Source organism: Helicobacter fennelliae, from assembly GCF_900451005.1.
GTDB classification, from domain to species: Bacteria; Campylobacterota; Campylobacteria; order Campylobacterales; family Helicobacteraceae; genus Helicobacter_B; species Helicobacter_B fennelliae.
This window is the reverse complement of the sequence record NZ_UGIB01000001.1, coordinates 1,574,978-1,597,232: the sequence shown is the minus strand read 5'-3', so window position 1 is coordinate 1,597,232 and position 22,255 is coordinate 1,574,978. Positions and strand designations below refer to the sequence as shown.

Below are 22,255 nucleotides of genomic sequence, written 5' to 3'. Positions count from 1 at the left end.
AGCATAATGTTTTACTAGGCTTGAAGTGAGCTAATGTAAAAAATCATTTCTTACATTAGCGATTCTTGTGTGGAGTTTATTAAGCTTAACACTTTGCTTTAAGTAGTTATGAGACTTTTTTATGCCTTGCATTGCTTCACTCTTGGTTTTTGGGTGTTGCTTTTTGCTTAGACTTCTGCTCACTCTTCTTAAACGCCGTGTAAGCTTATTTAAGGGTTTGGGTGCTTGAATGCTTAAGCCATTAGATAAACTTGCAAAGGATTTTAAGCCAACATCTATGCCTAATCCAAGTTTTGTTTGTTTGCTATCTTTATGAGTTCTTTTAAATTCGCTTTCACTTATCTCTAAGCTAAAAGAAGCATAGAATCTATTAGCTTTTTGGGAAATAGTGCAAGAGTGAATTTTACCTTGAAATCTTAGATTCTCTCTTAACTTAACACTGCCTAGATTTGGAATCTTTAAAAATTGTTTATTGTTTTTACTTTCAAATTTAACAATAAGGCAGATGAATTTATTGATGAAGTATTGAGAGAAGAAAGAGATTTACAAGATTCTAATCAAAAATCTAAAACCTGCAAAAAGAGACGCCAATGAGTGAAAAAGAAACAAGGCTATATTATTAAAGGAGATTCTATCATCACTTGGGCTTTTGGACATATTCTAAAACTTGCAGAATATGGCGATTGGGGCAATCCAAATCAAAACACAAACGAGTGGCCAAACACCACTTACGCAAAAGTCTTTGGTGTAGAAAGGTTTGTAGTGGTGGAGGGTAGGGAGAAATAACAAATTCGCTTTTGATTTGTGGATTGTTTCACTTTGTTTGCAATAACAATGCTTTGCCCTTGATTCAAAGTTTTATTAGTAACTCTCTACTATAATGCAAGATTTATTTTTGATTTTAGAAGGACAAAATAATTATGTTAGATAGATTCCACAAACTTAAAGAGTATTTTCCGCAGTGCTTTGACAAAAACGGCGATTTAATGCCACACAAACTTCAAAAGGCGATTTTGGATTTGGCGCAAGAAATTAACGCACAAGCAAACACAGCAACGCAGGATTTAGAAAATGAAGCGGCGTTTTCACTCTCAAAAGAGTCATATAGCCTAAATTGGCTTGGCAAGTCTTATGCTAAACTCTTGCGTCATTTGCCTACACACACGCTGATTGCGCAAGATAGCGCGCACAACGCACAGCCACAAAATGCAAATTCTAAAAATGTCCTTATCAAAGGCGACAATTTAGAAGTGCTAAAACACCTAAAAAACGCTTATTACCGCAAAGTAAAGATGATTTATATCGACCCGCCTTATAACACGGGCAATGGAGACTTTATCTACAATGACGAGCGAAGTTTCACGCCGCAGAGTTTGGCGCAAATGGCAAATATAGAGCTTGAAGAAGCAAGCAGCATACTTAATCTTACGCTTAAAAATTCTAGCACGCATAGTGCGTGGCTTAGTTTTATGTATCCGCGATTATATATCGCTAGGCAGCTTTTGCGTGATGATGGCGTGATTTTTATTAGCATTGACGATAATGAACAGGCAAATTTAAAACTTTTATGCGATGAAATTTTTGGGGAAGATAATTTTGTAGCTAATATTATTTGGCACTCTAAAAATAAACCGAGTGGTAATACAACTGAAAACAAAACCATTGATACAAGAACCGAACATATACTTTGCTATCAAAAAAGTTATTTTTTAGCAAATAAATACGAAAATACAAAAGACGAATTAAAAGAAAAAGGGTATATTTTAAAAGACGAATTTTTTAAAACAAGAGGATATTATAAACTTACTCCTTTAATGCGCTCCTGTTCGGCAAGCAGTTTTAAATATATTGAAAGCCTAGACTATGAAGTAAAAGCACCAGACGGCACTATTTTTAAAAATCATCAAAACATTAAAAAACCAAAATCATATTGTTACACTTGGAGTAAAAAACTATTTGATTTTGGCAATGCAAATGGATTTATTGAAATACAAAAAACAAGCGATGGTTTTTGGTGTATTTATAGAAAAATGTATGAATTTTGTGCTATTGACAATAAAAAATTAGAAATTGTTTATAGAAAAAGTGGAAATGCTTATAATAACCTTATAACAGGAATTTAAAGGTGCTTAAAACAAAGAAGTCTAAGAAAAAATATATACGATAAAATATCAAAAGGTAGAAATATGTTTATGCTTTCAATTTTTGCTTTTGCAACATTTATTTTTTATTTAAAAAGTAAATTTTTATCAGTTAATGAGAATATTTTAAGCTCTATTGCTTATATTTTGGGAATAAGCACATTGATTATTGGTTTTTTGGTTTATTTTAGAGATGAGCCATTGCAAACCAATATATTATATCTAGCTTTTATTCCTTAACTTAATCCAACTTGGAATCCAAAAACTCTGCCACAGAATCCAAAGAATTAAAAAGCAAAGTCTCTAAATCCTTGAGGTGATAAACGCTATTGAGAAGCACTTTGATAAACACTTTAGATTCTCGTTTGGTTGGGATTTGCGGCTAGGTTTAAGAATCTAGTCAAAATATTTTGATGTTGTTTTGGGAGAGATGTCGCATTCAAAAATATCACTAAAATGCCCCGCCTTAAATTCCTCAACCCCTGCGCGCCCGATCATTGCTGCATTATCTTGGCAAAACTCAAGCGGAGCGAGAAAAAGCTTTGCGTGATATGTGTCGCATATTTGCTGTATTGCTGTCCGCAGGGCTTCATTTGCGCTTGCACCGCCGACGATAGCGAAGTTTTTGATTTGGGTTGTTTTGAAATAGCGATGTGTTTTGTCGCAAATATGCTCTATGGCAGCTTGCTGAAATGAGGCGCAAATATAAGCTCTAAGCTCGTCATTGAGACTTTGAGAATCTAATTGATTTTGAATCATAAGCCTTGTGGCGTTTTTGAGTCCTGAGAAGCTAAAGCTTATGGTTTTGTCGTGCTTGAGTGGCAGTGGAAGGGGTGCCAAGGTTTTTTCAGAATCTTTATCAAGGCTTTGTGTGTAAGTAGCGGAGTTGTGATATGCTTTTGCATATTGCTCGATGATAGGACCTCCGGGATAGCCAAGATTAAGCATTTTGGCGACTTTGTCAAAGCATTCTCCAAAGCTATCGTCCATACTTTTGGCGATGATTTTGAAGCAAGTCGGGCTTATGGCTTCTATGATTTGTGTATGTCCGCCCGATACAAGTAGCACACTCATCGGAAAGGTGCATTGATGTTGGTTGATAAATAGCGAATAAAAATGCCCGATAAGGTGATTTATCGTAATGATCGGAATCTGCAGTCCAAGGCATAAGGTTTTTGCCATCATTAGCCCTTCGATAAGACTTACTGAAAGTCCGGGCTCTGTGGTAACGGCTATGGCTTTAAGCCCGCTAAAATCTCCCAAAAATGCTTTGGCATCTTGCAAGACAAGTGGCAAAAACTCTGTATGAAGTCGTGAGGCAAGCTCTGGAACAACGCCTCCATATTGGCTATGCTGGCTTTCTTGAGAAAGCTTTTTGTGATAGAGGAGGGCAGAATCTTTGATACGCGTAATGGCAATGGAGCTATCATCACAACTACTTTCAATGCTTAAAATCATCGTTGTCCTTGTTTTTAGTGTTGCTTCTGGAAGCGTGGAAGTGCGTTTGTTTTGGTATTATACTCAATCAAAATAAAACCACCAAAACAAATCCCAAAAACAAAACCGCATTAAATGAGTATTAACATTGCAGGATTACAATCACAACTCAACTCATTTTTAGGGTTAAATCTACAAAAAAAGGACATTTATGAAAAAGACACTTGTGCTTAGTTCTATCTTGGCTTTAAGCTTATCGCCAATGTTTGCAAAACCTTTCAATATCGATAAATCGCACTCTTCTGTGGGCTTTCAAGTTACACATATGATGATTAGTGATGTTGAAGGACAATTCAATAATTTCTCTGGAAGTGTTGATTATGATATTGCTTCAAAGACACTAAAGGCTCTTTCAGGTGAGGTTGAAATAAGCTCTATTGATACAAAAAACGCAAGCCGCGATAAACATCTCAACGCAAATGATTTCTTTGATTCTGCGAAATTCCCAAAAGCAACTTTGGTAGCAAAAGACATCAAAGGAGACAAGCTCACTGCTGACTTGACACTAAGAGGCGTAACAAAACCTGTTACATTTGATGTAAGTGTAAAAGGACCTGTTGAAAATCCAATGACAAAAAAACAAACCATAGCAATCAAGCTTGAAGGCAAAATCAACCGCAAAGACTTTGAAGTCGGCAAAGAAACAGGCAATGCTATGGTAAGTGATGAGGTGAAAATCAAAATCTCAATCGAAGCCAACGAAATAACAAAGTAAATGGGTAAGCATAATCAAATGCTTCCCAAATGCTCCACTAAATATGTTTCACCAAATGTAATATCAAAAAAGCAAACAGATAGATTCTACTTAGCTCTTCTCACCCTCCAAAGCGCAAGCAATATCAACGCAAGACAAAAGTAATTTTTGCAAAATGTATTATTTTGTGTTATTGCACTTTGTTTTTTGCTTACTCAAACATTCTCTTTAAAATTTTGCCAAAATGAAAGATTTAAATTCTGATTTTTCAGACTTCAAGCTACAATACTTCATCATAAACTACAACACAAATCCATAAAGGAGAAAATATGATTATTATCCCAGCTAGACTCGCTTCTACGCGATTTCCTCACAAAATCCTCACTCCAATCCAAGGTATCCCTATGGTCGTAGCCACTGCCAAAAACGCCCAAAAAGTCGATGAAGTGTGTGTGGCGTGCGATGATAATGAGGTGCTAGAGATTTGCAAAAATCACAATCTCAATGCAATCCTCACATCAAAGCACCACAATAGCGGCACTGATAGGTGCAATGAGGCAGCTAAGATTCTAGGATTAAGCGATACAGAGATTGTGATTAATGTCCAAGCTGATGAGCCGTTTTTGGAGGTAGAGGTGATTTCTAAGCTTTTTGAGATGATGAAAAATGGCGCACAAATGGCAAGTTGCGCAAAAATAATCACTAAAGAGAGCGCAAGCGATCCAAATCTAGTCAAAGTTGTGCTTAATCACAACAACGAGGCGATTTATTTTTCGCGCTCAATCATTCCTTATAATCGCGACAATTCTGAATGTATATATTATGGGCATTTAGGTATTTATGGGTATAGCGTAGGGTTTTTGGATACATTTTGCGCCCTTAAGCCAAGCCCGCTTGAAGAAATAGAAAAACTCGAACAGCTCCGCGCTCTTTATAATGGCTACACAATCCAAATGGCAATCGTGCAAACACAAAGCATTGGCATTGACACGCCCCAAGATCTCCAAAAAGCCTTGCGATTGTTTGGATTCTAGATTCTGGCATTGTGGCATAACTTAGCCCTCGTTTTCTTATTAGCTCTCTATGAGTTGTTTTATTATTTTTTCTGGATTGTTTCGTCCTATCGCCCTTGCAATGACGGAGGGGGAGCTGGATTGCTTCGCAACGCTTTCAATGACGGCTTAGGATTCTATTATTTTATTCTCAGATTCTGTTAAATTATAGAGTTTATAAACTAAAGAGTCGATTTTAGATTCTAGCTCTGCGGTGGAATCCACTACTTCGTCATTGCGAGCCGATTTATTGGCGTTACAATCCATTTTGTCGGAAGCCCTTTAGGGCTGTGGCAATCCGCTTGTTTTTTCTGGATTGCTTCGCTTACGCTCAGAATGACAAGAATGGACTAGATTGCCGTGCTCGTTGCACTCGCTCGCAATGACGGGACGGGCTAGTTTTTTGGATTTTAGCTTTATTGTTGTTTTAAGGCATTATTTATACACTTCGCTTCTATGCCTTATATCGATGACATAAATACAATTTGAAGAATCCACGATCTCACAAATAATGCGCCAATCCCCAACCCTATAACGCCAAAATCCTGCGAGATTTGCTACCAAAGGCTTTCCTTTGTTTCGTGGATTTCCTATCGTTTGCAATGTATCAAATAGTTTTGCTATCCTTTGGCATAAACTAAAATCAAGCTTTTGTAATTGCTTTTTTGCTTTTGGGTTTATAAGGATTTTATAGCCTAAGCTCAGCCTTTAATGTATCCCAATCTTGCGCCTTGTCGTATTCACTCCTACCCTGCAATGCGATAGCCAAATCGTGTGCATACTCTGCTAATGCCATTTGCATAAGAGATTCTTTTGATATATCTTGCTCTTGTGCTAATTGTGTATAAATATCTTGTATATCTTGAGAGATTTCTAGCGTAACACTCATTGTTTATCCTTTGGTTTGAGATTCTGGCATTGTAGCACAATTTAAGTTCCTCTTATTTCTCCTTATCCATTTTACCCCTCGATGAGTTTGATTTCAGATTCCGTGAGATTGTAGAGTTTATAAACTAAAGAGTTGATTTTAGATTCTAGCTCTGCGGTGGAATCCACTACTTCGTCATTGCGAGAATCTGCGCTAGTAGATTTGTGGCAATCCATACTTTTTGCTTGCTTTCTAGATTACTACACTCACGCTCGCAATGACAAGAAATTTACTTAAAGAAGCTCGCTGTGAGAGCCGATGCGTAAGGCTGTAAGCACAAGTAGGCTTTTTTGTAGATTAAAAGTAAATTTGGCTTGATGTGGCATTCTTTGCAGCCTGTATATTTACCTTTGAGTTTATGGTCTTTGTATTTTTCTTCCAAAATCTCATCATTTGCGAGTCTATCGATGATTTGCATTGTAAGCTTTATGTCTTCTTTGTTGAGTTTTTTAGCTTCTTTTTTAAAGCTATTTGCAAGCAAGATAGAGTATTTCATAAAAGCCCAGCTTCTTCAAAAGCTTCTTTGGTGTTTTTGTGGGCTTTTATCTTACCTGCTTTGTAGTCCTTGATGAGCTTTTTATACTCATTTTGCCACGAATCTTTTTGCTCCGAGTTTTTTTGTGGCGAGGTTTGCACTTTTAGCTTTGCCCCTGAGGCTTTTGCCATACTTTTAAACGCTTTTACAAGTTCATCGCTTGCATTTTCAAGGCTAAATTGCAAAGTCATCTTTACTCCTTATCTTTTAGATTCTGGCATTATAGCACTATTTGGATTCTATGAGTTTAATCTCAGATTCTGTTAAATCGTAGAGTTTATAAATTAAAGAGTCGATTTGTTTTTCTAGCTCTGAAGTGTCAGCGTTAGAATCTTTTGCCCTCTAAGATTACATATATTTTGCTTGTATGTCGTTAAAAACTTAAAGAGGCAATAATGATTTATGCATACATAAGGGTTAGCACAGATAGACAATCAGTAGAAAATCAACGCTATGAAGTCGAAATTTACGCAAAAAATAACAATATAAAAATAGATTTATTTTGCGAAGAAACTATGAGTGGTAAAATAGCTATAAAGCATAGAAAATTAGGCAGTCTTATCAAAAAGCTTAAAAAAGATGATTTGCTTATAGTGCCAGAATTATCAAGACTTGGTAGAAGTTTGCTTGATGTTATGGAGACATTAAATGTCCAGATTTTACAAACAGATAAAAAAGCTCGTTGGCAAGGATATACATTCTTTTTCAAAGAGGGTTTTTGTTGGAGTGATATATCAAGTGAATTTATAAAATGTTAGGCTAAATAATTAAAGTGTCTATGATGTTAAAAGTATGTCTTTATTTGTTTAAAGTAACCATTTAAACGATAAATTTATAGTAAGTTTGATAAATAGTAGTCTTGTAGGAAAATATATTAAGACTTTTATTAATGGAACGATTAGCTTTCAAATCAACGATGCAAGACAAGTGCCTATCATTATCCCTACGCCACAGCAATTACAAGAATTTGAAGCTCTTTTTGATGGGGCGTATGCTTTGCAAGTAGAAAAATTCACTCAAAACAAAGACAATACAAATGAGCTTCAAGCTATACAAAACGAGCTTGATACAATGGTTTATAAACTTTATGGATTAGAAAATCTAGCAAACTAAATATGCTTCCAACAAGGATTAATTGATAAATTGTCATTGAAAGCGTTGCGAAGTAATCCAGCTTAGAATTTTAAAAATCCACCCCATAAAGCCTCAAAACTTTCAAATCCAACTCTTGCTGCAAAGCTTCTAGCTTACACCTTGCCTCTTGTTCGCTTATGAGTTTGCTAAATTTATCTTGTTGGATTTTGCACACTTGGTTAAAAAGGTCTTCAAAATCCTTAAGCTCTTTATTTGTGGGGATTACGATAGGCATTTGACGAAAATCATTGATTTGCAAATTTACGCTTGCATTGATAAGAACTTTGAGATATTCATACATGAATTTTGAATTTAAAATTGCCACTATATAAGCATTTGAGATGCTATCAAATTGAGTATATAAACTCATACTTGCAACATCATTGACCGATTGCTCTTTTATGCGACACTTGATAAACATGCTCTCTTCGTTTTTGGGCTGCAAAACATTATTCCAACAAAAACCCTCTTTGAAATAAAATTGAGGATTTCTCACCACAGGCATACCCTCGCCTTTCTTACCTGAATTTGTTTTAAGAAAGGCGACATTTTCTTTAGACCAAGCGATATAGTATGACGTAGGGAGATACCATCTATTGCCATCTTTATCGCCTTTGTCATAAGGCACAAAGCATTTGGGTGAGTCTATGCCATTTAATTTTTCATCATCGCTCAAAGCTTTTACATCAGCGATAAGCGTATCGTCTATGATACGATATAAAAAGCCCTGTCCAAAAATATCTCTGCCAAATTTTTCTTTTGCCTCATCAAAGATTTGCCAAATTTCTTGCTCTTGTTTGTCTTCAAGAAAGCTTAATGCGTCTTTTTTGTTTTTAAATTCAAGATTTAAATCCTGCCATATAGCTTTAGCTTTGAAGAGCTTTTCAGCTCTTGTCTCTTTTGCTTTTATAGCTTCTTTCGTGCCAGATTTTAGGGCTACATATTTGCCATTGTTTGCAGTAGCAAGTCCTTGTCCGCCATCGGTGATAAGTCCTAGCAAGGTTATATCGCCGGGTCTAAGCTCTGCTCTGTGATGGCTTATATCTACTTGATTTTTTGTGATTTTTGCTGAAGTCTTAATGCTTTTCCAATACCGCTTCATTAGAGCTTTGACTTTGTCGTTGTATTTGTCATATATAGCGAGATTATAAGGGCTTGGCTTAAAGATAGTCAAGTCATAGGTATTGGCGTAAAGTGAAGCTGGTATAGTGTAAATTTCAGGTTTATCAAAATCTTTTGAAGCATCGATGAATTCAAGCTTGTGTTCTTTTGTGCTAGGGCTTTTAATAAGCTCTGTTATGCAAGTATCAACCATAGCCGATGCGAATGGATTGGCACTATCGCAGATAAAAACAGGCTTGTTTGCAAAGATAAGCTCTCGTAATTTTTTCTTTGTAGAGATAGTCCAGAAAGTCTTAGGAGTGATGAGACTTAAGACGCCGTTTTCTTTGAGATAATGTGTGCAAATAAAAAATGCGTGATTATAAGAATCATCAAAGAATCCATCTTGAGCCTCAATCTCTTTTTTATACTTCTTAAAATCACCTTTTGTGGATATATAGGGTGGATTGCTGATGGCGATGTCAAAACTTTCTACCCCAAACATAAACTCAGCATCAAAAAACTCTGCTACACTCAACTCATCAAAAGGATCATAGCTTGCAAGAGGGTGGGTTTTGCCAGTTTGGAGGGTGAGATTATCAAAGATTTTATTTCTTAGATTTTGATAGGCTTTTTGTATAGCTTTTTTGTCATTGTTTGGGTTGAAGTAGTCGTTTCGAAGTTGGCATATTTGAGCTTTGTCTTTTGCGTATTCGGCGTATTCTAATTGGCTTGGAGGAAGTTTCAAAAAACTATTAGCAGCGACAAATTTAAATTCCAAATTTGGTAAGGGATTGATGTTGAAATTATCTTTGCTATCGTCTCTTTGGTATTCAATAATGAGTGAGAGAAAATATCGAAGTCGTGAGATTTCAGTCGCCATTGGATGAATATCGACACCATAGATTTGGTTTTGGATAATGCTAAGCTTGCGCTCATAAAGGCTTCTGCTATCGCCTAGAATCTCTTATAAATGTAAAATCTCTTGCAAAATCCCCATAGGAAAAGCTCCGCTTCCACAGGCTGGATCGATTATTTTGAGCTGGCTTAGGGCTTTGAGCAAGGAGGCTTTGTCTTGGGCGCTTAGGGTCTTGGCGTCATAATCAAAAACAAGGGCTTTGAGGCGAGAATCTAGGTCGTCATTGCGAGAAAATTCGCAAGAATTTTCGTGGCAATCCATACTTTTATTGTTGTTTGTGGATTCTTCGCTACGTTCAGAATGACGAGTTGATTTGTCATTGCGAGAATCTGCGCGCTTTGCTTCGTCATTGCGAGTAGATTTGCCCGCGTGGCAATCCACTTTGTCGGTGTTGTCATCATAAAGCCCTTTAGGGCTGTGGCAATCCACTTGTTTATTTTTCCTGGATTGCTTCGTCCTGTCGTCCTCGCAATGATGGGTTGGTTGGATTCTGGATTCTTCAGTCGTGCTACGCACTCTTTCAGAATGACAAGAAAGGGCTGGATTGCCACGCTCGCTTTGCTCGCTTGCAATGACAAGAGCAAAGATTTGCTTCGTGATGACAAGTGGCTTGCAGTTTATGACTTTTTATGACTTTGTGATAGATTTTGGCATTAGATTTTGCTTCTTTAAAGTCGCATTTAAGTAAAAAGCTTTTAGAATAACTTTTCTTTTCAAATTTGCTTTAAGGATAAAAATGAAAAAATGGAGTCTGTGTTTGGGATTACTTATTTTTTTAGGTGGTTGCTATAAATCTCCAGTTTCATTAAAAGGTGCTGTAAATATAAAAGTATATCGCGGAAAGGCAGCATTAGAGCATTGCGTGTATATCAATGAGACTTTTGGATCTGTATCGACAAAAGGCTATGGCATAAGCTTGCAGCAGGCTATCGAAGATGCAGAAGTGGATCTAAAAAACAAGGCTTTTCGATATGGTGGCGATGCTGTTTTGGTGCTCCATACAGAATCAAGATATATTTCTAAGGATTATAATTTCAAAGTCGGTATGGGAAGTGAAACTACACTCAATAAAATAGATGAATACATCATCTATGGAGAAGTGTATAAATGCGCTAAATAAGTGCCAAATAGGCTAATAAATACATAAAAGGATAAATAATGTTTAGAATTATTGTGTTTGTTGTTGCGGTTTTTGTCTATGGATATGCAGACATCAAAGATCAGACAATCAAAACTCTTGAGAGTCAAAGTGGCAGAAAGCTTCAAGTCATAAGCGTTGAGCAGCTCAAAAATGCGAAATTATCTCTTTTTGTCGTTCAGGACAAAGTAAGCGGATATAGGACGACACTCCTTGCTGATGATGATCAAAAAAGTATCATTGTCGTGGCGACGTTTTTTGGGACAGATAAAGATGATCGGCAAAAAGTCGCCAAAACACTTCAAGAGGTAGAATCTTATAACTTTAAGCTTGAGAATTCCGCCTCGCTCAATGCGCTATTTAAAGCCATTCCAAATGAGTATAAAATCACCCTTCAAGGCAAAGGCAATGCCCTTACTTATATCATCTCAGATCCGATGTGTCCGCATTGTCAAGATGAATTAAACCACATAGATTCTCGTTTGGAAAAAGGAAGTGTGGTGATGATACCTGTGGCGTTTCTTGGCGCAGATTCTCTGAAAAAATCCGCAGAAATTACAGAAAAAATCAAATCCGTCCAGAATAATGCTGAAAAAATCTCACTTCTTAAGCAGATTTATGCCACAACGCATCAAGCAAGCGAGCAGAGTAGCCAAAGCACGCAGCAAGTCCAAAATGTAACCAAAATCATAGAAAACTCGCATCTTGTTACAAGCGTGCCATTTGTCTATGAAGCAAATTGACAAGAATAAAAGGAAATAAGGAGGAATAATGATGAAAAAATATATGCGTAAAATTTCAGATTTTGCTATGGTAGGCGGTATATCAGCCCTTGTGGTAGGCATTATCGCAGGCTGTGATAATACCCAATCCTCACAAAAAGAGCAAGCCTCACAAACCGCGCAAGCCATACAGGAAGGCGCGTTTGTTTTGCTTGAGGAGCAGCCAAATGGTGGCTACAAAATCCTTGAGGAATACCCAAGCCAAAAAACCCACATTGTCGTGCGTAATCAGCAAGGTGAAGAGCGCGTGCTAAGCGATGAAGAGGTGCAAAATCTCCTCAAGCAAGAGGAAGCAAAGATTGATAATGGCACAAGCTCATTGACTTCATCAAATCCTACAAGTATGGAGAGTGGCGGGCTAAGCCTTGGAGGAGCAATACTTGCAAGTGCGGCTGGGGCGTTGATAGGAAGCTATATTGGCAATAAGCTTTTTAATAACCCAAACTATCAGCAAAACAGACAACGAACCTATAAATCACCTCAAGCCTATGAACGCAGTGCAAATAGTTTCAACAAAACTCAAAGCACAAGTGCGGGCAGAGCAACAACGCCAAGCAATGCAAAAACAGGCTTTTTTGGCAATAGCTCTAGCACATCAAGCTCTGCTACTAAATCAAGTGGAGGGAGTTTGGGAGGATAATTAGAGGATAAGTAGTCTATGGTGCTGGTTTAATTTGATGTGATTTGATTTAATGCGGATTTACATAGCTATTTTGGGTTATTGTGGTTATTTGTTTTAGATTCTGCTTTTTTGCTATGTAGGATATATCAAATCCACAACTCATAAGCCAATGCTAAATCTAGCTAGAATCTAGCTTTTAAGCGATTTTACGATGCCCTTGCAAACTCATCTTAAAATCTAGAATTTTTAATACACCATTGTGTTTGCATAGAATCTAAACTCTTAAAATCTTAAATTAAGGAGTATGTATGATAACCTTTCATCAAGCCAAAGAAATTTTTGATCTTCCATTTATGGATTTACTTTTTAAGGCGCATAGCGTGCATAGAGAGCATTTTGACCCAAACACAATCCAAACAAGCACACTTCTTAGTATCAAAACCGGTGCATGCTCTGAAAACTGCTCATATTGTGCGCAGTCATCGCATTATCAAACCGATACAAAAAAGCAAAAAATGCTTGATTGTGCGCAAATCATAGAATATGCCAAACGCGCCAAAGAAGCCGGAAGCTCGCGGTTTTGTATGGGGGCTAGCGGACGAAGTCCAAATGATGAGGAGCTTGATGAAGTATGCGAAGCGATCAAAGAGGTAAAAAATCTCGGTATGGAGACTTGCGTAACGCTTGGATTGCTAGATAAGCAGCAGGCAAAAAAACTCAAAAGTGCAGGGCTTGATTTTTATAATCACAATATTGACACATCACAAGAGTTTTACTCTCAAATCATCTCTACGCGGACTTTTGAAGATAGGCTTGATACTATCCAAAATGTGCGCGATGCGGATATAAAAATTTGCGTTGGGGGTATTCTTGGAATGGGTGAGCGCACGCAAGATAGGATTAATATGCTTGTAAGCCTTGCAAATCTATCCACGTCTCCAGAATCTATTCCTATCAATCAGCTTGTCAAGATTCCGGGCACTCCATTATCTGACGCACCAGAAGTGGATAAGTTTGAATTTGTAAAAATCATAGCCCTTGCTAGAATCCTTATGCCAACTTCATATATCCGACTCTCTGCGGGCAGAAAGCAAATGAGCGAGGAGTTGCAAGCGTTATGTTTTTTTGCGGGGGCAAATTCTGTGTTTTATGGCGATAGGCTTTTGACGACAAATAACAATAAGCCAGATTCTGATGAGATGCTCTTTGAAAAACTCAATCTCACCAAAGAAAAATTCATAGAAGCGCAGGCATAATGCGGATTTTGGCGACATTACAGAATCTAAAAAGCTTGATATTTGGACTTGTTTTTACAGGTGTGATTTCTGTATTGAGTTTATTTTTGGCGCAAAGTGGCTTTTTCTCGCGCTTTCACATTCCTGCCCTTATCATTGGGATAATCTTAGGCGTTATCCTCTCACCTTTGTATGCCAAAGTCAAGTCTCTAAGCCAAAAAGGCATAGATTTTAGTGCCAAAAAATTATTGCGACTTGGCATTATATTGTATGGATTTCATATTACTTTGGAGCATATTTTTTCTGTGGGATTGAGCGGGATTGTGCTAGGGATTGTCGTTGTGAGCGTTGTTTTATTAAGTGGGTATATTATTGGCGTGAAGTGCTTGAGACTTGATAAGGATATAGCGATTTTGATTAGCGGTGGAAGTGCTATTTGTGGGGCTGCAGCTATTCTTGCTCTAGAATCTAGCATAAGATCGCAGCCCTATAAAGGCGTGATTGCTGTTGGGGTGATTGTGATATTTGGGTTATTAGGAATGTTTCTGTATCCGGCAGTGTATGCGCTTGGAGTCATTCCGCTTAATCACACTCAAGAGGGGTATTATATAGGGCTAAGTTTGCATGAGCTTGCTAATGTCGTGGGTGCTGGAGGAGCGATCTCGCAAGAGACGCAAGAAGTCGCGTTGATTGTCAAAATGATTCGTGTGTTATTGCTTGTGCCGGTGCTTTTGCTTGTGCCTTATATGTTTTCTGTAAGCAAGGGTGAGCACAAGCGCAATCTTCATATTCCGTATTTTGCGCTTTGGTTTTTGGGTGTAGTGGTGTTTCATTCGTTTGTGCCATTAGATGAATTCATCGTGAAAGCCTTGCGATTTATTTCGGAGGTTTGTTTGATTATGGCGATGAGCGCGATAGGTTTGCAAATTGATTTTAAGAAGTTTGCAGAATCTGGAGGCAGGGCATTTACTTTAGGGTTGATATTGTTTGTTATTTTGTATGCGGGCGGGTTTTTGCTCGTTAAATTTTTTGTATAACTTTATATTAAAGGAGTTGGTATGATTACAGCAGATAAGACAAATTTCAAAGATATGATAGCACAAGGGGTTTGTGTCGTGGAGATGAGTGCGCCTTGGTGCCCTGATTGTCGAAGGATTGAGCCGATTATGAATCAACTAGAATCAAAATATCCAGATGTCAAATTTATCCTTTTGGATTTTGATACAAATGAGGAGCTTAAAGTTGAGCTTAATATCCGCAGGATTCCTACGCTTTTGTTTTACAAAAACGGCAAAGAAGTTGGCGAGAGGCTTGTGGAGCCAGATAGCATTACGCCAATCCAAAACGCAATAGAATCTATAAAGTAGAATCTAATTTCTAGATTGTCATTGCAAGGAGGTGAAACCGACGAAGCAAAAGAGAACAACCTAGATTTGCTATGAATCTGCTACCACAGATTCTCACACAGATTCTCACAATGACGACAACACCGACAACCTAGATTGCCACAGCCCTAAAGGGCTTTGCAATGACATCTCAAATCATCATTCTGAGGCAATAGCTAAAGAATCTAGAAAAATAAAGCCTGTAAAATAAAGCTTAGATTCTTCTCGGACACTTAAGTAATGACAAAAATTGTTTAGCGTAAAGAAATTCTAGAATCTAGATTCTGCAATATTTTGCTTTTGGTATAATTTTTGCTAGTGTGTTAAAGAATGTTTGGCAAAAAGTCAAATAAATCTATCAACAAAGCGAGAAAGTATGGATTTATCATCTGTTTTGGGCTTTATTATGTCTTTTGTATCGATTTCTGTGGGCGATATTTTAGAGGGCGGAAATCCTTTGCATGTTATCCACTTAAGTTCTGTTATTATCATTATGCCTACCACGCTTTGTGCGGCGATGGTTTCGACACATGGAGCGGCTGTCAAGGCTGCATACAAAGAGCTTAAAATCGTATTTATAGGTGCAAAAATCAACCTCAATGATACAATCAAAAATATAGTCGAACTCTCCTCAATCGCTAGAAGAGATGGCATACTTTCGCTTGAAGGAAGGGTTGCGCAAATCGAAGATGATTTTTTCCGCGAAGGGCTTGGAATGGTTATCGATGGTCGCGATGCTAAGTCAGTCAAAGAAGAGCTAGAAATCAAAATCGAGCAAATCGAGCATTATTACCACACTGCGGCACATTATTGGATCACTGCTGGAGAATCCGCCCCGACTTTTGGGCTTGTTGGTGCGGTTATGGGGCTTATGCTTGCATTGCAGCTTTTAGATGATCCAAAGCGAATGGCAGAGGGCATTGCAGGGGCATTTACCGCAACTGTTACTGGGATTATGTGCGCGTATGGTATTTTTGGTCCGTGGGGTAATAAGCTCAAAGCAAACTCACATGATATAGTCCAAGAAAAAATAGTCATCATGGAGGGCATTTTAGGCATAGCCAATGGTGAGAATCCAAGAAATTTGGAGAGCAAACTTTTAGGATTTTTACGACCTGATCAACCAAAAATATCTCAATTTGAATAAGAGTAAAACATGGCAAAAAAACAAGCACAAGAATGCCCCGCAGGTGAGCGATGGGCTGTCCCTTACGCAGACTTTTTGAGTCTTTTGCTTGCGCTTTTTATCGCGCTTTGGGCGATAAGCAGCACTGATTCATCTAAGGCAAAAGCATATAGTCAGGCAATGGTGAATGTATTTAATACTCCGCCTATTTCTAAGATTTTTCAGCCTATTTTTCAGCGTCCGCCAGATCCTGGGCAAGTCAGAGACAATACCGAAGGCGTCCAGCCAAATAATGCCGATGGCGAAGCACCATCGATTTCGGCAAAAGATAGCATTTCACAAATCCAATTTATGATCCAAGAAGGTGGGGTTTTGGAGCAAATCGAGCAAGGCGTGCTTTTGCGCTTGCCTGCGGACTTGCTTTTTGAGGAAGGAAAGGCAAATTTAAGCAGTGATGAAATGGCAACTTATGTGCGCAGAATCGCCGAGCTCATCACCCAAAAGCTTCCTTCTGAAATCAAAATCGATGTGCGCGGCTATACAGACAATACACCATTATCGCCAAACTCTGCCTATACTGATCATTATCAATTAGCAGCAGCAAGAGCTTACACTGTTGCGCAAGCACTCATCAAAAATGGCGTAGATCCGGCGCGCTTGTCGTTTTCATCGTATGGAAGTTATAGCCCTATCGTCCCAAATACGACACTTGAAAACAAAGCAAGGAATAATCGCGTTGAGATTTTCTTATCAAGTGCCCCACAAACAGCCAAAAATATCAAATCAGTGCTTGATAAAAATAAACCGCAAAAACCTGCAGAGTAGTGAATGTGATAAATGCAAAGTAGAATCTAGAATCTGCATGAGATCTAAATCTTTTTTGCTATGAACTCTTGGGCTTTGCAAGTGAGCTAGAGCAATCCACAAAATCTACAAAAAGCTAGGATTTAGATCTTATGTAAATGATAAATTAATAAAGATAATATCAGCTTTAGCTTTCCTAAATAAAAATTACCCCTAACTGCTCGTGCGGTAGCGGAATTGTCCTTTGCGAAATACCATACTCAAGCCCCCGATGCTAAAGAGCCATCTATTTTCAATCGTGTTTTTCATAAATGCCGCCATTTCTCCTTTTAACCGCTTGCTATACACAACGCCAACCCCATCAGTATGTCCGATACTACAAATCGTGCCTCTATGCACAAAATGAAAATCTTTTTTGTTGGCTTTGCCAAGAACAAGATTTGCCAAATACCGCCCGACATAATCCCCCATTTGCGCTGAAAGCTGGGCTGTCGGAGCATGGATAACATCTTTGCTTGTCGCAAAAGCACAATCCCCTACGACAAAAATTTCTGGATATTCAAAGCTTCTAAGCTGAGGATCCACAGGAATGCGCCCTCTTTTGTTGGCAAGAGGCGATTTTTCTACGATGTCATTTCCTCTCACGCCCGCACCCCACAAAATCGTATTGCCATTGATAAATTCTTGCGTTTGTGAGTCTTTTTTGCAAATCACCACGCCATTGTTTTGGCATTCTATCACTTCAGCATTAGTGATAAGCTCGACACCTAGTTTTTGGAGCTTATGTTTGGCGGCTTTTGAGAGCTTATCATCAAATATAGGCAAAATATGATCTGATCGCCCTATGCAAGTTACTTTGGGTATGGCTCTATTGATCCCACAAATCTGACACAAATCATCAAGCTGTGTCGCAAGCTCTGCTGCAAACTCAATACTTGTAAATCCCGTCCCACACACAATCACATGCAAATCATTTGGATCTTGATTGATGATATAGTCTTTGAATTTGTTTTCTATATTTTTAGCAAGCTTTTGAGCGGCATTTAAAGAAGAGAGTTTATAGGCGTATTTATCCACACCTTTGATCCCAAAAGTCTCGGGCTTAAACCCTAGCCCAATCACAAGATAATCATACTCAAACCCACTCCGCCTGCAAATGACCTTTTTTTTGTCAGGGTGGATTTCAAGCACTTTATCTTTGATGAAAGCAACTTTGCTAGAATCTAAAATTTTGCGATAATAGATTCTGGCTTTGCGCGCGCTAAGCGTGCCAATGGCGACTTTGTGTAATAATGTGGTTTGGTAATGATAATCGTGCTTGCTAATCATCGTGATTTGGGCTTTGTTTTCTGGAAGCGATCGCTGAAGTGTGAGTGCTGTTTTGAGCCCTCCATATCCGCCACCCAAAATCAAGATTCGCGGAATCTTTAAGGCGTGTGAATGTTGTGTGTGCTGATTGACTTGATTGCGAATGTTAATTTGCGACATTTTTTCTCCTTTCTCCTCTTGTTTTACAAATAATAAGCTTTTTTGCATAAAAAATACATAATTTAGTTAAATTTTTTTTAACTTTTTAAATTTATTGCTTTTTTGAAATCTCAAATCCATTTAGATTCTAGAATCCATGCAAACATAAAAAAATGTAAAGAAATTCTCTATTGTTAGCTTATTTTTGTAGTTTGGCGTGTTTGGCGCAAGATAAAATCAAGTGAATCGCTACTTTTCGTGCGTTGCTAATCGAGTGAGCCGAAGCAATCCGCAAAATTTACCAAAAAGCTAGGATTTAGAATCTAGAATCTAATTTATTTATTTCCTGTATCACAATCCCCAATCATTGCCAAAAATTCCTCGATTTTATGCTGTAAATCCTGCAAAGTTCCTCCATTGTGTATCACAAAATCACTGGCATTGATTTTTTCTTGAAGTGGCATTTGCGCGTTTATGCGCTGCTCTATCTCGCAAGGCTTAAGTGCATCTCGCTTCATCACTCGCTCAAGCTGTGTGCGCTCATCTGTGGCGATCGTCAAGACATATCGCACAGGATAACGCTCCCTTCCACCACTCTCAAAAAACAATGGAATATCCAAAAAATACCACTGGTGCGAGCTTTCTAGCTCTAATGCTTTGGAGAGAATCTGGGCGTGAATTTTTGGGTGCAAGATAGATTCTAGGAGCTTTCGTTTGCGCTCATCAGCAAAAACTATCTTGCCTAATTCTTTGCGATTGATTGTTGGCTGTGGCTCTTGTGAAGCTTGATTAGCGGGCGGATTTAAAGCAAGATTTATATCAGGATTTGCGTCAGTTTGAGGATTTGGCGGATTTTGGTTGGCTATTTGTGCACCAAAGGCATTAATAATCTCTTTGGCATTTTGCTCAAGCACCCTATGAGCGATAGAATCTGCGCAAATAACTCTATATCCAAGCAGTTCGAAAATCTTGCTTGCGGTTGATTTGCCACTGGCTATCGCGCCTGTTATGGCTATGGCATGCTGCAATGTTTGTGATGTTTTCAATTCTTAATGATACCTTGCAAACTCTTAGCAATGTGCGTTGGCATACTAAATGCAGCCTGATGAATATCAGCATTGTAATAGCGCAAATCACTAAGCATATCCACTTTTTGGAGCCACATATCAGCAAGCGGGTGCGTTTGCTTTGAAGCAAAAACATACACCCTATCATCAAACAAAGAAAAAGGCGCGAAAAATGGCATAACAATCTCAAAAAATCCGTCAAGATTCTGAAGCAGTGCGATACATTTGTCTTCTTGAATGTAAGGGTGAGCAAGGCGATGGATAAAAATCCCTTGAGGTGTGAGCATTCTTTGTAATCCATCAATCTCATGGGCATTTGGCGTGCCTTGATGGATAATCACATCATATTTTTCTAATGGCAATTCAATCGTTTTTGCATACAGATGAAACTTTGGATTCTGCGTTGTTTGAGTAAAATGCGGAAAAAAGCTAATAAAAGAATGCAACACTTTTTCATCGCTTTGGAGAAAATCCACATCGATATTATGCTTCAAAAGTTCATACGCTATCTCTAAGCAAAATCCGCCCGTAAGCAATGCTTTTTTGTAGCCATAGTCTTCTTTTATGCAGCATGACGGAATGTGTGCCAAAAGCTCGCTCTCTACATACAGAAATTTCTCTATCAAAATATGTCGCTCATCAATCATTGCTATTTGTCCGAAATTCTGACTTTTAAAAATCTCTAAAATGTGCTCGCTTCTGACATCTAAAAGCTTTTCTTCGATGATGTATTCTTGCCTGAAATTTTGCCCAACTTGTCTATTCAGCCACATTGTTTTGTCCTTATGATGTGTTTAGATTCTAGCTTGGGATTATAACACAAAAGTAAAATCTAAAACTTGTAAGTATTATTGTGCATCAAAATTAATCTTTGGATCAATGAGCGTGTAAATAAAGTCATTGATAATGGTGATAAGAAGACTAAAAAGCGTAAAAACATAAAGCGTGCCAAATACCACCGGATAATCGCGACTCAAAATGCTTTCATACCCCAAAAGCCCAAGCCCGTCCAAACTAAAAATAATCTCTATCAGCAAGCTTCCGCTCATAAACACACTCAAAAACGTCACCGGAAATGATGAGATCACAAGTAACATAGCATTGCGAAAAATATGACTATACAAAACTCGCTGTGAGCTTGCTCCTTTGGCATAGGCTGTCAGCACATAATTTTTTTGCATTTCTTCTAGGAATGAATTTTTACTCAAAAGCGTCAAACTTGCAAAGCCTCCAATCGATAAACACACAACAGGCAAAGTGATATGCCAAAGATAATCTTTGATTTTGTCAAGCACCCCCAAAGACTCAAAATCATCACTCACAAGCCCACGAAGCGGAAAAATATCAAAATAATTGCCCCCTGCAAAAAGCACAATAAGCAAGATTCCAAACAAAAATGCTGGAATTGCATTCAGCACGACAATAATTAATGACGAAAAGCTATCGATAAAACTTCCATTGTGCTGGGCTTTGTAGATTCCAAGTGGAATCGAGACAAGATAAATCAACAATGTGCTAAAAAGCCCAAGCGAAATAGAGACAGGCATTTTCTCCAAAATCAAATCCCACACGCTTATTTTACGATAATAGCTCTCACCTAAATCAAAAGTTATGTAATGTTTCAACATCAAAATATATCGCTCAACAATGCCCTTATCAAATCCGTATTGGATTTTGAGCTCCTCAATGAGTGTAGGATCAAGCCCTCGTGAAGCCTTATAATCGCTTGTTTTCATTCCTGCTGTCGCTTCATTAGCCGCATTTGCGCGCTCAAGTTTATTGCTCATATATTCGACAGGACCGCCGGGTGAAAGCTGTATGATAAAAAAATTAAGCGTGATAATGCCTAAAAGTGTGGGAATCACGAGCAATAGGCGTTTGATGAGATAGTGAAACATTGTATTTCCTTAAAAATCTTTTGTATAGAATCTAAATCCTCTCTTTTTAGCATATTTCAGGGAGTTTGAAATTTTTAGCCTACAAACCTACAATGAACGCTTATGTTACACTTTTTTGTATTTTTGCTTGTCTAAAAATTTCTACACAACCCTACTGAATCTGCCTAAAAATAAAGGATTTCTTTGTGTGCCATTGTGTTTGCATAGATTCTACTAGAATCTATCGTTTTTGTCGTCATTGCGAGGCTTCCGCTAGGAAGTCGTGGCAATCCATTTTGACTGGATTGCTTCGTCCTATCGTCCTCGCAATGACAAACCTGCCCCCTCAATTGCGAGCAAAATTTTCAAATTTTGCGTGGCAATCCACTTTTTGATTTTAGAATCCATACAAATACAAGAGAGTATAAAGAAATTCTAGACTTTTTTAATTTTTAGATTCTAGGATTCTATGAAAACACAATAGCACATAAAGAAATCCTAGATTTTAAGATGAGTTTGCAAGGGTTTGCAAGGGTTTGATAAATTGTGAAGTTTTGAGCAAGGAGATAAGGCTAGTCGCCTATCGACAAAACAAAAACAAATCTCGCAAAATCGCTTAAAAGCTAGGATTTAGATTCTATGGAAATTAGATTAAATCCCCAAATTATATTTAAAAAAGCTTTAAGAGCGATTTGTGTATAGTAGATTTTTGTTTATTTGAAATATTTGCAAATCATTTACAATATCAAAA

At 37.9% G+C, this 22,255-nt stretch carries 28 protein-coding genes and 4 pseudogenes; 16 read left to right on the top strand and 16 right to left on the bottom strand.

Going from position 1 to position 22,255, the window contains the following annotated elements; translation table 11 throughout:
- Positions 1-30: 30 nt before the first annotated feature.
- On the bottom strand, positions 31-279 hold the full coding sequence (locus DY109_RS12070) for a transposase (RefSeq protein ID WP_244916676.1): 249 nt from the start codon (positions 277-279) through the stop codon (positions 31-33).
- A gap of 315 nt (positions 280-594) precedes the next feature.
- Between DY109_RS12070 and DY109_RS07895 the strand changes: the two genes are divergently transcribed.
- From DY109_RS07895 to DY109_RS07885, 3 genes and pseudogenes are all read left to right on the top strand, one after another.
- A complete protein-coding gene (locus DY109_RS07895; protein ID WP_023947164.1) occupies positions 595-786 on the top strand; it encodes a hypothetical protein in 192 nt (63 codons plus the stop codon).
- A 134-nt stretch (positions 787-920) separates the two neighbouring features.
- Positions 921-2,120: pseudogene (locus DY109_RS12065) on the top strand (site-specific DNA-methyltransferase); the annotation flags it as partial.
- A gap of 66 nt (positions 2,121-2,186) precedes the next feature.
- Complete coding sequence (locus DY109_RS07885) at positions 2,187-2,381, top strand: hypothetical protein (protein WP_023949911.1); 195 nt, start codon at positions 2,187-2,189, stop codon at positions 2,379-2,381.
- A 156-nt stretch (positions 2,382-2,537) separates the two neighbouring features.
- On the opposite strand, the gene tsaD is transcribed toward DY109_RS07885, so the two are convergent.
- Entirely contained in the window at positions 2,538-3,599 is a 1,062-nt protein-coding gene (gene tsaD, locus DY109_RS07880; RefSeq protein ID WP_023949910.1) for a tRNA (adenosine(37)-N6)-threonylcarbamoyltransferase complex transferase subunit TsaD, read from the bottom strand.
- Between the two features lie 190 nt (positions 3,600-3,789).
- On the opposite strand from tsaD, the gene DY109_RS07875 reads away from it, so the two are divergent.
- Positions 3,790-4,353 carry a YceI family protein gene (locus DY109_RS07875; protein WP_023949908.1) on the top strand — a complete coding sequence of 188 codons (564 nt, stop codon included), beginning with the start codon at positions 3,790-3,792 and terminating at the stop codon, positions 4,351-4,353.
- Positions 4,354-4,661: 308 nt separating this feature from the next.
- The gene (gene kdsB / locus DY109_RS07870) at positions 4,662-5,366 is read left to right on the top strand and encodes a 3-deoxy-manno-octulosonate cytidylyltransferase (protein WP_023949906.1); all 705 of its coding nucleotides are present in this window, start codon (positions 4,662-4,664) and stop codon (positions 5,364-5,366) included.
- 147 nt (positions 5,367-5,513) lie between these two features.
- On the opposite strand, the pseudogene DY109_RS12625 reads toward kdsB, so the two are convergent.
- The 7 genes and pseudogenes from DY109_RS12625 to DY109_RS12615 all read right to left on the bottom strand — a co-directional run.
- A pseudogene (locus tag DY109_RS12625) lies at positions 5,514-5,600 on the bottom strand (hypothetical protein); the annotation flags it as partial.
- A 219-nt stretch (positions 5,601-5,819) separates the two neighbouring features.
- Positions 5,820-6,065, bottom strand: coding sequence for a type II toxin-antitoxin system RelE family toxin (locus tag DY109_RS07860; protein ID WP_235148614.1), 246 nt, complete (start codon positions 6,063-6,065; stop codon positions 5,820-5,822).
- 7 nt (positions 6,066-6,072) lie between these two features.
- Entirely contained in the window at positions 6,073-6,273 is a 201-nt protein-coding gene (locus DY109_RS07855; protein ID WP_023949901.1) for a hypothetical protein, read from the bottom strand.
- A 71-nt stretch (positions 6,274-6,344) separates the two neighbouring features.
- Positions 6,345-6,434 (bottom strand): annotated as a pseudogene (locus DY109_RS12620) (hypothetical protein); the annotation flags it as partial.
- A gap of 107 nt (positions 6,435-6,541) precedes the next feature.
- Positions 6,542-6,808: a type II toxin-antitoxin system YafQ family toxin gene (locus tag DY109_RS07845; RefSeq protein ID WP_023949899.1), complete on the bottom strand. Its 267-nt coding sequence runs from the start codon at positions 6,806-6,808 to the stop codon at positions 6,542-6,544.
- A complete protein-coding gene (locus DY109_RS07840; RefSeq protein ID WP_023949898.1) occupies positions 6,805-7,038 on the bottom strand; it encodes a hypothetical protein in 234 nt (77 codons plus the stop codon). The genes DY109_RS07845 and DY109_RS07840 overlap by 4 nt, the downstream gene beginning before the upstream one ends.
- A 37-nt stretch (positions 7,039-7,075) precedes the next feature.
- Positions 7,076-7,189, bottom strand: a pseudogene (locus tag DY109_RS12615) (type II restriction endonuclease); the annotation flags it as partial.
- 53 nt (positions 7,190-7,242) lie between these two features.
- Here DY109_RS12615 and DY109_RS07830 point away from each other — a divergent pair.
- Entirely contained in the window at positions 7,243-7,605 is a 363-nt protein-coding gene (locus DY109_RS07830) for a recombinase family protein (protein WP_023949896.1), read from the top strand.
- An 85-nt stretch (positions 7,606-7,690) separates the two neighbouring features.
- On the top strand, positions 7,691-7,960 hold the full coding sequence (locus DY109_RS07825) for a hypothetical protein (protein ID WP_051404678.1): 270 nt from the start codon (positions 7,691-7,693) through the stop codon (positions 7,958-7,960).
- A 70-nt stretch (positions 7,961-8,030) separates the two neighbouring features.
- Here DY109_RS07825 and DY109_RS07820 read toward each other — a convergent pair whose 3' ends face one another.
- Complete coding sequence (locus tag DY109_RS07820; protein WP_414629184.1) at positions 8,031-9,989, bottom strand: Eco57I restriction-modification methylase domain-containing protein; 1,959 nt, start codon at positions 9,987-9,989, stop codon at positions 8,031-8,033.
- Between the two features lie 60 nt (positions 9,990-10,049).
- Positions 10,050-10,517, bottom strand: coding sequence for a hypothetical protein (locus DY109_RS07815; RefSeq protein WP_148293382.1), 468 nt, complete (start codon positions 10,515-10,517; stop codon positions 10,050-10,052).
- 28 nt (positions 10,518-10,545) lie between these two features.
- Here DY109_RS07815 and DY109_RS11530 point away from each other — a divergent pair, with 28 nt between their 5' ends.
- The 9 genes from DY109_RS11530 (at position 10,546) to motB (ending at position 17,114) form a co-directional block, all read left to right on the top strand.
- Positions 10,546-10,689, top strand: coding sequence for a hypothetical protein (locus tag DY109_RS11530; protein ID WP_023949888.1), 144 nt, complete (start codon positions 10,546-10,548; stop codon positions 10,687-10,689).
- A 48-nt stretch (positions 10,690-10,737) separates the two neighbouring features.
- Positions 10,738-11,121 carry a DUF4156 domain-containing protein gene (locus DY109_RS07810; protein ID WP_023949886.1) on the top strand — a complete coding sequence of 128 codons (384 nt, stop codon included), beginning with the start codon at positions 10,738-10,740 and terminating at the stop codon, positions 11,119-11,121.
- 38 nt (positions 11,122-11,159) lie between these two features.
- Positions 11,160-11,882, top strand: coding sequence for a DsbA family protein (locus DY109_RS07805; RefSeq protein WP_023949884.1), 723 nt, complete (start codon positions 11,160-11,162; stop codon positions 11,880-11,882).
- Between the two features lie 31 nt (positions 11,883-11,913).
- On the top strand, positions 11,914-12,561 hold the full coding sequence (locus DY109_RS07800) for a UPF0323 family lipoprotein (protein WP_034550532.1): 648 nt from the start codon (positions 11,914-11,916) through the stop codon (positions 12,559-12,561).
- A 290-nt stretch (positions 12,562-12,851) separates the two neighbouring features.
- Positions 12,852-13,799, top strand: a complete 948-nt coding sequence (gene bioB, locus DY109_RS07795) for a biotin synthase BioB (RefSeq protein WP_023949882.1) — start codon at positions 12,852-12,854, stop codon at positions 13,797-13,799.
- Positions 13,799-14,815, top strand: coding sequence for a YeiH family protein (locus DY109_RS07790; protein WP_023949881.1), 1,017 nt, complete (start codon positions 13,799-13,801; stop codon positions 14,813-14,815). Before bioB ends, DY109_RS07790 begins: the two co-directional genes overlap by 1 nt.
- A 21-nt stretch (positions 14,816-14,836) precedes the next feature.
- Positions 14,837-15,145: a thioredoxin family protein gene (locus tag DY109_RS07785; RefSeq protein ID WP_023949880.1), complete on the top strand. Its 309-nt coding sequence runs from the start codon at positions 14,837-14,839 to the stop codon at positions 15,143-15,145.
- Between the two features lie 394 nt (positions 15,146-15,539).
- On the top strand, positions 15,540-16,310 hold the full coding sequence (gene motA / locus DY109_RS07780; protein ID WP_034550530.1) for a flagellar motor stator protein MotA: 771 nt from the start codon (positions 15,540-15,542) through the stop codon (positions 16,308-16,310).
- A 9-nt stretch (positions 16,311-16,319) separates the two neighbouring features.
- Complete coding sequence (gene motB / locus DY109_RS07775) at positions 16,320-17,114, top strand: flagellar motor protein MotB (RefSeq protein WP_023949877.1); 795 nt, start codon at positions 16,320-16,322, stop codon at positions 17,112-17,114.
- Positions 17,115-17,306: 192 nt separating this feature from the next.
- On the opposite strand, the gene DY109_RS07770 is transcribed toward motB, so the two are convergent.
- The 5 genes from DY109_RS07770 to DY109_RS11525 all read right to left on the bottom strand — a co-directional run bounded on the left by DY109_RS07770 (position 17,307) and on the right by DY109_RS11525 (position 21,854).
- Positions 17,307-18,581, bottom strand: coding sequence for an NAD(P)/FAD-dependent oxidoreductase (locus DY109_RS07770; protein WP_115737834.1), 1,275 nt, complete (start codon positions 18,579-18,581; stop codon positions 17,307-17,309).
- 314 nt (positions 18,582-18,895) lie between these two features.
- Positions 18,896-19,606 (bottom strand): dephospho-CoA kinase, encoded by a 711-nt coding sequence (coaE, locus tag DY109_RS07765; protein WP_023949870.1) that lies wholly within the window; start codon positions 19,604-19,606, stop codon positions 18,896-18,898.
- A complete protein-coding gene (locus tag DY109_RS07760; RefSeq protein ID WP_023949869.1) occupies positions 19,603-20,400 on the bottom strand; it encodes a spermine/spermidine synthase domain-containing protein in 798 nt (265 codons plus the stop codon). The genes coaE and DY109_RS07760 overlap by 4 nt, the downstream gene beginning before the upstream one ends.
- A 75-nt stretch (positions 20,401-20,475) precedes the next feature.
- Complete coding sequence (gene yejB / locus DY109_RS07755; RefSeq protein ID WP_023949868.1) at positions 20,476-21,525, bottom strand: microcin C ABC transporter permease YejB; 1,050 nt, start codon at positions 21,523-21,525, stop codon at positions 20,476-20,478.
- 164 nt (positions 21,526-21,689) lie between these two features.
- Positions 21,690-21,854 carry a hypothetical protein gene (locus DY109_RS11525; RefSeq protein ID WP_023946445.1) on the bottom strand — a complete coding sequence of 55 codons (165 nt, stop codon included), beginning with the start codon at positions 21,852-21,854 and terminating at the stop codon, positions 21,690-21,692.
- Positions 21,855-22,255 lie beyond the last annotated feature (401 nt).